At 74.2% G+C, this 12251-nt stretch carries 13 protein-coding genes and 2 pseudogenes; 9 read left to right on the top strand and 6 right to left on the bottom strand.

From position 1 onward, the window contains the following. The 8 genes and pseudogenes from BJF79_RS18760 to BJF79_RS18790 all read left to right on the top strand — a co-directional run. Positions 1-950 (top strand): FAD-binding protein (locus tag BJF79_RS18760; protein ID WP_075899171.1); only part of this gene is annotated, 950 nt, incomplete at its 5' end. Next, positions 947-1726, top strand: a complete 780-nt coding sequence (locus BJF79_RS18765; RefSeq protein WP_075899173.1) for an SDR family oxidoreductase — start codon at positions 947-949, stop codon at positions 1724-1726. The genes BJF79_RS18760 and BJF79_RS18765, both read left to right, overlap by 4 nt. 26 nt (positions 1727-1752) lie before the next feature. Beyond that, a complete protein-coding gene (locus BJF79_RS18770; RefSeq protein ID WP_075899175.1) occupies positions 1753-2355 on the top strand; it encodes a cysteine hydrolase family protein in 603 nt (200 codons plus the stop codon). Continuing rightward, a pseudogene (locus BJF79_RS67075) lies at positions 2355-2453 on the top strand (FAD-binding protein); the annotation flags it as partial. The gene BJF79_RS18770 and the pseudogene BJF79_RS67075, both read left to right, overlap by 1 nt. A gap of 58 nt (positions 2454-2511) precedes the next feature. After that, on the top strand, positions 2512-3774 hold the full coding sequence (locus BJF79_RS18775) for an FAD-dependent oxidoreductase (RefSeq protein ID WP_262402248.1): 1263 nt from the start codon (positions 2512-2514) through the stop codon (positions 3772-3774). Further along, positions 3771-4568, top strand: coding sequence for an aspartate/glutamate racemase family protein (locus BJF79_RS18780; protein ID WP_075899177.1), 798 nt, complete (start codon positions 3771-3773; stop codon positions 4566-4568). The genes BJF79_RS18775 and BJF79_RS18780 overlap by 4 nt, the downstream gene beginning before the upstream one ends. 50 nt (positions 4569-4618) lie before the next feature. After that, positions 4619-5960, top strand: a pseudogene (locus tag BJF79_RS18785) (FAD-binding protein). 35 nt (positions 5961-5995) lie between these two features. Beyond that, the gene (locus tag BJF79_RS18790; RefSeq protein WP_143220029.1) at positions 5996-7171 is read left to right on the top strand and encodes an MBL fold metallo-hydrolase; all 1176 of its coding nucleotides are present in this window, start codon (positions 5996-5998) and stop codon (positions 7169-7171) included. 61 nt (positions 7172-7232) lie between these two features. On the opposite strand, the gene dmpG is transcribed toward BJF79_RS18790, so the two are convergent. From dmpG to BJF79_RS18805, 4 genes are all read right to left on the bottom strand, one after another. Then, positions 7233-8285, bottom strand: coding sequence for a 4-hydroxy-2-oxovalerate aldolase (dmpG, locus tag BJF79_RS18795; protein ID WP_075899179.1), 1053 nt, complete (start codon positions 8283-8285; stop codon positions 7233-7235). Further along, positions 8282-9178: an acetaldehyde dehydrogenase (acetylating) gene (locus BJF79_RS18800; RefSeq protein ID WP_075899181.1), complete on the bottom strand. Its 897-nt coding sequence runs from the start codon at positions 9176-9178 to the stop codon at positions 8282-8284. The genes dmpG and BJF79_RS18800 overlap by 4 nt, the downstream gene beginning before the upstream one ends. A gap of 88 nt (positions 9179-9266) precedes the next feature. Then, entirely contained in the window at positions 9267-9626 is a 360-nt protein-coding gene (locus tag BJF79_RS60665; protein WP_410050110.1) for a 2-keto-4-pentenoate hydratase, read from the bottom strand. After that, positions 9515-10054, bottom strand: a complete 540-nt coding sequence (locus BJF79_RS18805; RefSeq protein ID WP_262402250.1) for a 2-keto-4-pentenoate hydratase — start codon at positions 10052-10054, stop codon at positions 9515-9517. Before BJF79_RS18805 ends, BJF79_RS60665 begins: the two co-directional genes overlap by 112 nt. Before the next feature lie 104 nt (positions 10055-10158). Here BJF79_RS18805 and BJF79_RS18810 point away from each other — a divergent pair, with 104 nt between their 5' ends. Then, a complete protein-coding gene (locus BJF79_RS18810; RefSeq protein WP_075899183.1) occupies positions 10159-10911 on the top strand; it encodes an IclR family transcriptional regulator in 753 nt (250 codons plus the stop codon). A 4-nt stretch (positions 10912-10915) separates the two neighbouring features. On the opposite strand, the gene BJF79_RS18815 is transcribed toward BJF79_RS18810, so the two are convergent. Then, positions 10916-11314: a hypothetical protein gene (locus tag BJF79_RS18815; RefSeq protein WP_143220030.1), complete on the bottom strand. Its 399-nt coding sequence runs from the start codon at positions 11312-11314 to the stop codon at positions 10916-10918. Between the two features lie 45 nt (positions 11315-11359). Next, the coding region (locus BJF79_RS55550; protein ID WP_262402251.1) for a hypothetical protein at positions 11360-12251 on the bottom strand (892 nt) is incomplete at its 5' end.

The following is a 12251-nucleotide window of genomic DNA, read 5'->3' on the forward strand; positions in this document are numbered from 1 at the left end:
CGCGCGTCCGGCTCGGCTACGCGGCCGAGCGCCCGGTCGTCACCGGCGGCCGGGTCACCGGGCTGCGCGTCCGGTCGCGGGACGGCGCGGAACACGTCGAGGCCGGGGCGGTGGTGCTGGCCACCGGCGGTTTCTCCCGCGGCCCGGCCCTGCTCGCCCGGTTCGCGCCCGGGATGGAGAAGGCGATCAAGGCGGGCGGCGCGGGCAGCAACGGCGACGGCCTGCTGATGGCCTGCTCGCTCGGCGCCGGGCTCGCCGACCTCCCGTACATCAAGGCGACGTTCGGCGTCTTCCCCTGGCCGTCGCCCGCCGAGGAGGGGCACGGGCTGCTGGCCGTCTACAAGGGCGCCGTCGCGGTGAACGGCTTCGGCGACCGGTTCACCGACGAGTCGCTGCCGTACAAGGAGATCGGGGACGCCTGCCTGGCCCAGCCGGAGGGCGTCGCGTTCCAGATCTTCGACGCGCCCGTGCTGGAGCGGTCGGACGCCGACGTGCCGATCTACGACTTCCGGCCGCGGCTTCGGGCCGGGCAGATCCAGGAGGCGGGCACGCTGGCGGAACTGGCCGACAAGCTGGGGATCCCGGGCGACCGGCTGCGGGCGTCCGTGGACGGCTACAACACGGCGATCGCGACCGGCGGCCCCGACCCGTTCGGGCGCCGCACGCTGTCGGGCGAGGTGGGCGCGCCCCGTCCGATCGACACGCCGCCCTACTACGGCTACCCGAGCACCGCCGTCATGCTCGCCACCTACGGCGGCGTCACGGTCGACGCGGACACGCGGGTGCTGGACGTCTACGGCGACCCGATCCCGGGCCTGTTCGCCGCCGGGGAGGTCACCGGCGGGTTCCACGGCGCGGGCTACGTCACCGGCACGTCCCTCGGCAAGTCCGCCGTCTTCGGCCGCCTCGCCGGGACGAACGCGAGCCGCGAAGGAGCGAAGACGAAATGACCGACATGTTCGACCTGACCGGGCGGCGGGCCCTCGTCACCGGGGCCGCCCGGGGCGGGCTCGGCGCGTACGCGGCGCTCGCGCTCGCCCGGCGCGGCGCCGAGGTGATCGTCGCGGACCTGCCGTCGCGCGGCGCCGACCTCGACGCGACCCTCGGGACGCTGCGGGCCGAGAACCTGCGGGCCCGCGCGCTGCGGTTCGACGTCACCCGCGAGGACCGGGTGGAGACGCTCGTCGCGCACGCCGCCGACCCCGACGGACGCCTCGACGTGCTGGTCAACGCGGCCGGGGTGATGCTGCGCAAGGAGGTGCAGGACACCTCGGTCGAGGAGTGGCGGCGCGTCCTCGACGTCAACCTCACCGGCACCTGGCTGCTCAACCGGGCCGCCGGGCGCCGCATGACCGGGCGCGGGCGCGGCGCGATCGTGAACTTCTCGACCGTCTACGCCGAGCGCGTCGGACCCGTCCCGGAGTCGGCGTACTACGCGTCCAAGGCCGGGGTCGCGAACCTGACGCGGTCGATGGCCGCCGAGTTCGGCCCGCACGGCGTCACCGTCAACTGCCTCGCCCCGGCCGTGTTCTACCCGACCGAGATGACCGCGCCGCTCGGCGACGACCCCGACAGGCTCCGCTGGATGCGCGAGCGCACCATGCTCGGCCGGCTCGGCGAGCCCGGCGCGGACCTGGACGGCCCGCTGCTGCTCCTCGCCTCCGACGCGGGCCGCTACATGACCGGCCAGATCGTGTACGTCGACGGCGGCTGGTCCGCGTGGTGACCCCGAACCCATCGAAAGGAACGCAGATGACCGACCGTACGGCCCTGCTGATGCTCGACTACCAGGTCGCGCTGTGCGAGCGGGGCGAGCACATGCGGATGCCCGCACTGGTCGAGCAGGTCGAGCGGCGCGGCGTCCTCGCCGCCGCCGAGCGGACCCTGACCGCCGCCCGCGACGCCGGACTGTACGTCGTGCACGTGCGGCTCGCGTTCGACCCGTCCTACGAGCTGCGCACCAACCGGTCGGCGCGGTTCGACGCCTACCCGCGCGAGCGCGCCATGCTGCGGGACGCGCCGGGCGCCCGCATCGTCAGCGAGCTGGCGCCGCTGCCGGACGAGCCGGTCGTCGACAAGGGCGGCGTCGGCGCGTTCGCCGGGACGCCGCTGCTGGAGATGCTGCTCGGCGCCGGGATCCGGGAGGTGCTGCTCGGCGGCGTCGCGACGAACCTCGTCGTCGAGTCGACCGCCCGCACGGCCGTCGACAGCGGCCTCGGCGTGACCGTCGTCGAGGACATGTGCGCCTCGTTCGACCCGGAGCTGCACGACGTCGCCGTCCGGAAGATCCTGCCGATGTTCGGTGCCGTGCGCGCGTCCGCCGACGTCGTCGCCGGGCTGCGCGGGGAGGCGTGATGCCCGGATACGACGTGGTCGTGGTCGGCTCGGGCGTCGCCGGGCTGACGGCGGCGGTCGCGGCGGCGGAGGCCGGGGCGCGGGTCGCGGTGGCCGAGCCGGGCGCCGCGCGGCGACGCGGGCGGCAACACCCGCCACACCGAGGCGTTCCTGCGCATGAAGTCGATCGACGAGGTGTCCGACGACTTCGAGGAGCGGCTGCTCGGCGACTTCCAGGGACATCCCGATCCCGGGCTGCTGGTCGAGTCGCTGCGCGACCCGGCGTCCTGGACGGCGCCGCTGAAGTCGATGAGCGTCGCCGACCCGCAGGTCGTCGCGACGCTCGCCGAGCGGGCCGGGCCGACGCTGCGCTGGATCGCCGGGCACGGCGTCCGGTTCGAGCGGCTCGCCACCGCGTTCCTCACCACCTCGACGACCCGGCTCATGCCGGTCGGCGGCGGCCTCGCGCTGGTCGAGGCGCTGACGGCGGCGGCCGAACGGCTCGGCGTCGCGTTCCACCACGAGACGACGGCTCGGGAACTGCTGCGCGCGGAAGGCCGCGTCGTGGGCGTCCGCACGTCCCGCGGCGAGCTGCGCGGACGGGTCGTCCTGGCCTGCGGCGGATTCGAGGGCAACGCCGAGCTGATGGCCCGCTACCACGGGCGCGGCGGCCGCCTCACCCGCCCCGTCGCGCGCGGCGGCCACTACAACAAGGGCGAGGGCCTGCTCATGGCCTTGGACGCGGGCGCCGCGACGGCGGGCGACTTCGCCTACTTCCATGCCGAGCCCGTCGACCCCCGGTCGGGCGTCGCCGAGGCCGCGATCTTCTCGTTCCCGTACGGGATCCTCGTGAACAGGGACGGCCGCCGGTTCACCGACGAGGCGCCCGGCCCGGTGGACGCCTGGTACGAGCGGGTCGCGCGGAAGATCCACGCGCAGCCGGACGGCATCGGCTACGCGATCTTCGACGCGGCCAGCGCGGACGTCCCGAACCTCTCGGCCGCCGTCCGCACCGACCAGCCCGCCGTCACCGCGGACACCCTCGACGGGCTCGCGGCGCGGCTGGAGATCCCCGCGGACGCGCTCGCCGAGACGGTCGCCGCGTACAACGGGGCCTGCCCGGACGGCGGGTTCCGCCCCCTCGAAACCGACGGGCTCGCGACCGGCGGCCTCGTCCCGCCGAAGTCGAACTGGGCGCGTCCGATCGAGAAGGCGCCGTTCCACGCGTACCCGATCATCGCCTCGAACGTCTTCACGTTCGGCGGGCTGAAGACCGGCGACCGCGCGGAGGTCCTCGACACCGACGGCGCCCCGATCCCCGGCCTGTACGCGGCGGGCGAGCTGACCGGGATGTACTACACGAACTACACCGGGTCGACGTCCGTCCTGCGCGGCGCCGTGTTCGGGCGGATCGCCGGGACCGAGGCGGCGGGCGCATGAGGATCTGGCACCAGAGCTTCACCGTCCTGGACGATGTCCCGCACTACCGCGACGCCCTGCGGCGGCACCTGTCGTCGGCCGCCCGGCCCGGCACGACCGTCGAACCGCACGGGATGGCCCCCGGCACGTACCCCGGCTCGTACCCGGGCGTCCACATCGGGCACCTCTACCTGACGAACCTGCACCGGGAACAGTTCGTCCGGGCGGCGCTGCGGGCCGAGGACGAGGGGTACGACGCGTTCCTCATCGCCACGATCCCCGACACCGGGTTCGAGGAGATCCGCACGCTCGTCGACATCCCGGTCGTGGCGTTCGGCAACGCGTCGGTCGCCTACGCGGCGACCGTCGGGACGCGCGTCGGCATCGTCAACTTCATCGCCGAACTCGAACCGCAGTTGCGCCGCAACATGGACGCCTACGGATTCGGGTCGCTGGTCGGCCCGATCGTGCAGGTCGAGAAGGGCTTCACCGACGTGATGGCCGCCTACGCCGACCCGGAGCCGCTGCTGGAGGCGTTCCGGACGGCCGCGCGCCGCGCCGTCGCCGCCGGCGCGAACGTCATCGTGCCGGGGGAGGGGCCGCTGAACGTGTTCCTCGCCGACCAGGGCGTGTCCCGCGTGGACGACGTCCCGGTGATCGACTCGCTCGGCACCGCCCTCGCGCTCGCCGAGACCCGCGCCGTCCAGTACCGCCGCACCGGCCTGCACCCGCCCCGCACCGGCCTGTACTTCGCGCGCCCGGCCCCGGACATGGTGGCGGCCGCCCGCCGCTTCTACTACCGGGACGAGACGTGACCACCGGCGACCGGACCGGCGACCGGTTCGACGACGAGGTGGACGTGGCGGTGATCGGCGGCGGGGCCTGCGGGCTCGTCGCCGCGCTCCGCGCCGCCCGCGCCCGCGACCTGGTCGTCGCGGTGTACGAGAAGAGCGTCCGCGACGGCTGCAACACCCGGTTCTCCAGCGGCAGCCTCGCGGCGGGCGGCACCCGGTTCCAGCGCGCCGCCGGGATCGAGGACTCCCCGGAACGGCACGCCCGCGACATCCTCGCCGTCAGCGGCGACGCCGCGTCGGCGCCGATCGTCCACGCGCTCTGCCGGGCCGCGCCCCGCTACGTCGAGTGGCTCGCCGACGAGCTGGGCCACCCGGTCGAACTCGGCCGCGAGATGGCCCGCGCGGGCCAGAGCGTCCCGCGCCTGCACACCGACACCGGACGGGCCGGCGGCGCCCGCCTCGTCCGGACGCTCCGCGACGCGGTGGCCGCCGCCCCCAACATCGCGTTCATCGACGAGACCCCCGGCACCGGCCTCGTCGCGCGGGACGGGCGGGTCGTCGGCGTCGAGGTGCGGGAGAACGGCGCCCGCCGTGGCGGTGCGGGCCCGCGCGGTCGTGCTGGCCGCCGACGGGTTCGCCGCGTCGCGCGATGCTCGCCGAGCACTGCCCGACGCGCGCGGCGCCTTCTACGGCGGCGTCTCCACCAGCACCGGCGACGCGATCACGTGGGGCGTCGGGCTGGGCGCGGCCGTCCGCAACATGGGCGCGTTCCTCGGCCACGGCATGGTCGTGCCGGGCCACGGCACGCGCCTCAACCCCGTCCTGCCGTTCCTCGGGGCGCTGCTCGTCGGGACGGACGGGCGCCGCTTCGCCGACGAGAAGGCGCAGGGCTACTCCAAGCTCGGCCGCCTGATCGCCGCGCGCCCCGACGGCCGCGCCGTCCTCGTGTGGGACGAGCGCATGCACGGGATCGCGATGCGCTCGGAGCTCATGCGCGAGTCGGCGGCCGCCGGCGCCTTCTCCCGCCACGACACGCCCGCGGGCCTCGCGGCGTCCCTCGGTCTCCCGCCGGACGCGCTCGCCGCGACCCTCGGCGGGTTCCGCGCCGTGTCCGTCGCGCAGGACCCGCGCGGCGTCGACCACGGGCCGCTCCGGTTCCCGCTGTACGCGGGCCGGGTGACGCACGGCGTCCTCACCACGCAGGGCGGCCTGCTCGTGGACGAGACGGGCCGCGTCCTGCACCGCGACGGCGGGGCGATCGGCGGCCTGTACGCGGGCGGGGGCTCCGCGTGCGGCGTCTCCGGCCCGTCCGCCGAGGGCTACTCGTCCGGGAACGGCCTGCTCACGGCCCTCGGCTTCGGCTGGATCATCGGCGACCGCCTCGCCGCGCCCCTCGGCCCGCCGGCGGCCTGACGGAACGCGCCCCCACCCCCTCGACCCGAAAGGTCATGACATGTGCGAAGAGACACGTTCCCTGCCGTCCCGGCGCGGGCTGCTGCGCTCGGCCGGGCTCGCGGCGGGCGCCCTCGGCGCGTCCGGCCTGCTGGGCGCCGCGCCCGCCGCCGCGTCCCCCCGGCCGTCCCCGTCCGCCGACGGCCACGACACCAAGGTCGTGCTCGTCGGGCGGCCCCATCTGGTGGGAGGGCGGCACCGGCCGCGCCGGGGTGTGCTCTGCCGTCGTCGTCGGCGACGCCCTCTACCTCGTCGACCTCGGCGCGGCGGCGCTGCACAACCTGCGCCCGGCCGGGCTCCTCGGGCCCGGCGAGGGCAAGAACGACCTCGGCCACCTGCGCGCCGTCTTCCTCACGCACCTGCACTCCGACCACGTCGCCGACTACCCGACGCTGCTGCTGCACGGCACGTCCGGCGGCGGCCTCGGCCTGCCGGAACGTCCCGTGCACGTCTACGGCCCCGGCGACCGCGGCGCGCTGCCCGGCGTGTTCCCGGCGGGGCGGCCGGTGCCGGACCCGGTGAACCCCGCGAACCCCACGCCCGGGACGGCGGCGATGACCCGCTCGCTCGTCGCGGCGTTCGCCACCGACTTCAACGACCGGCTGTTCGACACCAACTCTCCGGACGTGACGACCCGCGTGCGGGCCCACGACATCGCCCCGCCGGACGGCGCGGCGCCCGGCGGGGCCGTTCCGCGCCTGCGGGCGCCCATCGACGTCTACGAGGACGACCGGGTCCGCGTCACCGCGACGCTCGTCGACCACGGCCAGATGTTCCCGTCCTTCGGGTTCCGGTTCGACACCGACGACGGCTCGGTCGTGTTCTCCGGCGACACCACCGTCTCCCCGAACCTGGTCGACCTGGCGGGCGGCTGCGACGTGCTCGTCCACGAGGTGATCGATCAGGCGTGGGTGGAGGAGAGCATCGCGGGGCTGCCGGTGCCGGACGAGACGAAGGAGGGCTACGTCAACCACATGATCGGCGCCCACACCACGAGCGACCAGGTCGGGAAGGTGGCGCGGGACGCCGGGGCGCGGCGGCTCGTGCTGAACCACTTCGTGCCCGGCGGTCTCCCGGACGGCCGGTGGCGGCGGGCGGGCCGCGGCTTCGACGGCGCCCTCACCGTCGGGCGGGACCTCATGGAGATCGGCGTCGGCCGCCGGAAACGCTGACGCACCACACGAAAAAGGGCGGGGAGCATCGCTCCCCGCCCTTTCCGCGTAACACTCGAAATCAGGCGGACGCCTTGTCGCGCTCCGCGGCGAGCTGGAGGGCCACGTCGATGATCATGTCTTCCTGGCCGCCGACGTAGCCGGCCTCGCCGACCCGCTGCAGGATCTCGTGCGCGGGCACCTCGTAGCGTTCCGCCGCGCGCTCGGCGTGCAGCAGGAAGCTGGAGTACACGCCCGCGTAGCCCTGCGTGATCGCGCCCCGGTCGGCGAACGGCAGCCGGTGCAGGAACGGCTTCACCACGTCGTCGGCGGCGGCCATCACGCTCTGCACGTCCACGCCCGTCGGGACGCCGAGCCGCTCGAACGTCGGCACGAGCACCTCGGTGGGGGAGTTGCCCGCGCCCGCGCCGAGCGCGCACAGCGCGCCGTCGATCTGCAGGGCGCCGTTCTGCTGCGCCAGCACCGAGTTCGCCACGCCCAGCGACAGGTTCTGGTGGCCGTGGAAGCCGACCTGCGCCTCGTGCCCGATCTCCTTGACGAGCGCGCTGATCCGCTCCTGCGCGTCGCCGAGGACGAGCGCGCCCGCCGAGTCGACGACGTACACGCACTGCGCGCCGCCGTCCACCATGATGCGGGCCTGCTTCGCCAGCTCGTCCGGGCCGACCCGGTGCGACAGCATCAGGAACCCGACGGTCTCCATGCCGAGGTCACGGGCCGCCGCGAAGTGCTGCAGCGACACGTCCGCCTCGGTGCAGTGCGTGGCGATGCGGGCGACGGCCGCGCCCGCGCCGTGCGCCTTGCGCAGGTCCTCTACGGTGCCGAGGCCCGGCAGCATCAGCACCGCGATCTTCGCGCGGGTCGCCTCGTCCACGGCGGCCGAGACGAGCTTGATGTCGTCCTCTAGCGAGAACCCGTAGTTGAACGACGAGCCGCCCAGCCCGTCGCCGTGCGTCACCTCGATGACCTCGACGCCCGCGCCGTCGAGCGCGTGGACGACGCCGCGGACCTGCTCCTCGGTGAAGCGGTGCGCCATCGCGTGGCTGCCGTCGCGCAGCGTCGAGTCGGTGATGCGGATCTTCTGCGCCGCGTCGGCGGCGGTCTGCGGCGTCGTCACGATGCCACCTTCCTGCGCGCGAGCTGCTCGCCGACGCGGGCGGCGGCAGCGGTCATGATGTCGAGGTTGCCGGCCCAGGGCGGCAGGTAGTCGCCGTTGCCCTTGACCTCCAGGAACACCGCGACGCGGGCCATCCCGTTCCAGATGTCGCGGGGCTCGTCGAACTGCGGTTCGGCCCGCAGCGTGTAGCCGGGCACGTACTCGGCGACCCGCGCGACCATCTTCTCGATGGACGCGCCGATCGCGTCGGTGTCGGCGTCGGACGGGATCGCGCAGAACACCGTGTCCCGCATGATCATCGGCGGTTCGACCGGGTTCAGGATGATGATGGCCTTGCCCCGCTCGGCGCCGCCGACCTTCTCGATCGCGCCGGCCGTCGTCTGCGTGAACTCGTCGATGTTCGCGCGGGTGCCGGGCCCCGCCGAGCGCGACGAGATCGACGCGACGATCTCCGCGTACGGCACCGGCACGACCGACGACACCGCGTGCACGATCGGGATCGTCGCCTGCCCCCCGCACGTGATCATGTTGAGGTTCGGCGCGTCCGACAGCGAGTCCAGGTTCACCGGCGGGCACACGAACGGCCCCGTCGCGGCGGGCGTCAGGTCGACCGCGGTGATCCCGGCCGCCTCGTAGCGCGGCGCGTTCGCCAGGTGCGCCTTCGCCGAGGTCGCCTCGAACACGATGTCGGGCATGGTCGGCTGCTTCAGCAGCCAGTCCACGCCCTCGGCCGACGCCGGGACGCCCATCTTGCGGGCGCGCTCCAGGCCGTCGGACTCCGGGTCCACACCGATCATCGAGTGGACCTCGATCAGGTCGCTGCGCAGCAGCTTGACCAGCAGGTCGGTGCCGATGTTGCCCGGCCCGACGATCGCGGCGCTGAGCTTGCTCACACGTCCTCCTCTCCTTGTGGGGGGACGACCCCCACCTTCCGCGGCTCCTCCATGTCCGGACTCCGGTCGCTGCGCTCCTCGCGTCCGGTCATGGAGCCGCGAACCGGGCGGTCACCGAACCGACTCCGGCGAACGTGGCGGTCATGGTGTCGCCCGGCGAGACCGGGACCATCGCGGTGATCGAACCGGGCAGCACGACGTGGCCCGCCTCCAGCGATTCGCCGTTCTCGCCGAGCACGTTGGCCAGCCACACCAGCGCGTTGATCGGCGAGCCGAGCACCGCGCCGCCCGCCCCGGTGTCGATGAGGTTCCCGTTGCGGTGCAGCAGGCAGCCCATCAGCGAGAGGTCGAGGCCGTCCAGCCGGACGGGCCGGGTGCCGAGCACCACGCCGCCGCTGGAGGCGTTGTCGGCGATCGTGTCCGGCAGCTTGATCTTCCAGTCCGCGATCCGGGAGTCGATGACCTCCAGCGCGGGCAGCACGTACTCCACCGCGCCGACGCGTCCGCGGCGGTCACGCCGGGTCCGGCCAGCGGACGTCCGAGGACGAACGCGACCTCCGGCTCCACCCGCGGCTGCAGGAACCGGCTGCGCTCGATGGCGTCGTTCTCCGGCAGGAACATCGAGTCCAGCAGGACGCCGGAGTCGGGGTAGTTCACGCCGAGCTGCCGCTGCATCGCCGCCGAGGTCAACCCGACCTTGTGGCCCTTGACGCGCGCCCCGGCCTGCGTCCACGTCCGCACCTGCACCGCCTGGACGGCGTAGGCGTCGGCGATGGACATGTCGGGGTGATCGTTCGTCAGGGGGGAGATGGGGGTGCCGGTGGCGTACGCGTTCAGCAGCGCGCCCGCGGCCTTCTCCACCGAACCGGGGTCCATGGCCGTCCTTTCGTCGTTATGGCGGTTCCGAGCCTGCCCGCGCGGACGCCCGCGCGGCAACGCGACCGTCCCGCACGGTGGGACGCTTCTCCTAAAGTGGGGTCATGCCGTCCGATGACAGCTATCTCCGGCGCGTCGTCGCGGTGCTGACCGCGTTCCGCGCGGACGACGACGGGCTCGGCGCCGCCGAGCTGGGCCGCCGCAGCGGCCTGCCCAAGTCGACGGCGCACCGCATCGCCCTCGACCTCGCCGAGGCCGGGCTCCTCGAACGCCAGGGCGCCCGGGTACGGCTCGGGCTGCGGCTGTTCGAGATCGGGCAGCGGGTGCCGCGCCAGCGGGTGCTGCGCGACGCCGCCGTCCCGTACATGTCGGACCTGCGGGAGGCGACCCGCCAGACCGTCCACCTCGCGGTCCTGGAGGGCGCCGAGGTCGTCTACGTGGAGATCCTCGGGTCCCCGGGCGGCCCGCCGCTGCCGTCCCAGGTCGGCGGGCGGCTCCCCGCGCACGTCACCGGCGTCGGCAAGGCGATCCTCGCGTTCTCCCCGCCGGACGTCGTCCGGGCCGTCCTGGACGCGGGGCTCGTGCGGGCCACCGGACGCAGCGTCACCGCGCCCGGCCTGCTCGCCCGCGAGCTCGACAAGATCCGCGACGAGGGCGTCGCCTACGACCGGGAGGAGTCCGGCAACGGCATCGTGTGCGCCGCCAGCCCCGTCCTCGGCCCGGACGGCGAGGCGCTCGGCGCCCTGTCGGTGTCGGGCTGGTCGACGAGCATGCGGCTCGCCGCCGCCGCACCGGCCGTCCATACCGCCGCGCTCACCCTCTCCCGCACCCTGGGCCAGCGGCCGCCGCGCCCCTGACCGGTCAGGCGGCGGTCTCCTGCTTGGTGACCTCGAACTTTCCGCAGCTCCCGCCCAGCTTCCCGGACATCGTGAGGCGCATCGCCCGCCGCTCGCCGTCGCAGACGTAGGTGCCGTCCCAGACCCCGGTCGTCTCCTCGATGGCCTCGACCTGCCGGTCCGACAGTCCGCGGTTCGGCATCACCTGTCCGACGACGACGTCGAACGCGAACGTCACGAACGCGACGACCGCGGCGACGGCGAGCACCAGGCAGCCGCAGCCGACGCCGAAGAGGCCCGAACCGCCGCTCCCGCCGGGTGCGGAACCGGCCGAGGACGGCCCGCCCCGCCGCTGCTCCTGAAGGACGTAGCAGTTCGGGTCGTGGCCGGACTCGCCGCCGCAGTAGCTACAGGAAATGGGCACCGGCACCACACCCTTTCGATCGTTTCCAAATGGACGGGCGGTGGATCAGGAGGCGGGGAGCAGTGCGGCCAGTTCGGGCTTGAAAAGACTCCGGACCTTCGCGTAGGGGATGGGGAAGGCGTAAGTGCTGGTGCGGTTCAGCCCGAATTGTTCGGAGGACGCACCGAAGCTCAGACCGACGTGCACGAGTTCGAACCGCCCTTCGCGGAAGAACGGCTGCGACCACGGTGGAGACTTCGGACGTTGGGAGCTCGGGAACCAGGTGTCGCGCCGGAAGGGGAGGAAGAACCCGCCCGACCCGGAATGCCCGCGCGCCAGCTGCTGCTTGTCCGCGCCGTCCGGGATGCCGTCCCACATCTGCCGCAGGCCGGGCTCGGCGAACGCCGCGGGCTTGAAGACGTCGTCGGCGGTCAGGGCGCGTCCGGTGCGCAGGTCGACGGTGGCGACGAACCCCGGGTATCGGTCCGGGGCTTCGCCGCAGATCCGCTCGACCCGGGGAACGTAACGCACCGACACCAGGTCGGGACCCCGCAGTCCGATGACGGCCCGCGTGCCGAGGACGTTCGCGCGCCCGCCGCAGGCGGCCCCGCCCCACTGCCCGTAGAAGGCGATCGCCTGGTCGAGCGGGACGCGCAGCGCCTCGTTGACCGAGGTCTGGACCGACGCGTCCGGCAGGCCCGTGACCCGCGCGTACTGGCCGCCCCGAACGTTGAGCGACCGGTCGGGGTAAGCCCGGTCCAGCGACGCGAGGGTGACCTCGACCCGGGCCGCGACGGGCTCCGGCTCCGGCCGGGTCGTCTCGTAGACGACCGCGCCTCCGGCGGCGGCCGCCACCGTGCCCGCGACCGCGAGAGCGATCTTGGCGATGCCCGCCTTCGCCGCGAGTCCCGCGGACGCCTGCCCGGCCCCGCTCGCAGCGGCGGTCCCACCGCCACCG

This window comes from Actinomadura sp. CNU-125 (genome assembly GCF_001942465.1).
Taxonomy (GTDB): domain Bacteria; phylum Actinomycetota; class Actinomycetes; order Streptosporangiales; family Streptosporangiaceae; genus Spirillospora.

What these genes read in the sequence shown, in the direction of transcription:
- BJF79_RS18810 (WP_075899183.1), top strand. Translation starts at nt 10,159, where the DNA reads ATGCCGTCCGATGACAGCTATCTCCGGCGCGTCGTCGCGGTGCTGACC.
- BJF79_RS18805 (WP_262402250.1), bottom strand. Translation starts at nt 10,054, where the DNA reads ATGGACCCCGGTTCGGTGGAGAAGGCCGCGGGCGCGCTGCTGAACGCG.
- BJF79_RS18790 (WP_143220029.1), top strand. Translation starts at nt 5,996, where the DNA reads ATGACATGTGCGAAGAGACACGTTCCCTGCCGTCCCGGCGCGGGCTGC.
- BJF79_RS18770 (WP_075899175.1), top strand. Translation starts at nt 1,753, where the DNA reads ATGACCGACCGTACGGCCCTGCTGATGCTCGACTACCAGGTCGCGCTG.
- BJF79_RS18780 (WP_075899177.1), top strand. Translation starts at nt 3,771, where the DNA reads ATGAGGATCTGGCACCAGAGCTTCACCGTCCTGGACGATGTCCCGCAC.
- BJF79_RS18775 (WP_262402248.1), top strand. Translation starts at nt 2,512, where the DNA reads ATGAAGTCGATCGACGAGGTGTCCGACGACTTCGAGGAGCGGCTGCTC.
- BJF79_RS18765 (WP_075899173.1), top strand. Translation starts at nt 947, where the DNA reads ATGACCGACATGTTCGACCTGACCGGGCGGCGGGCCCTCGTCACCGGG.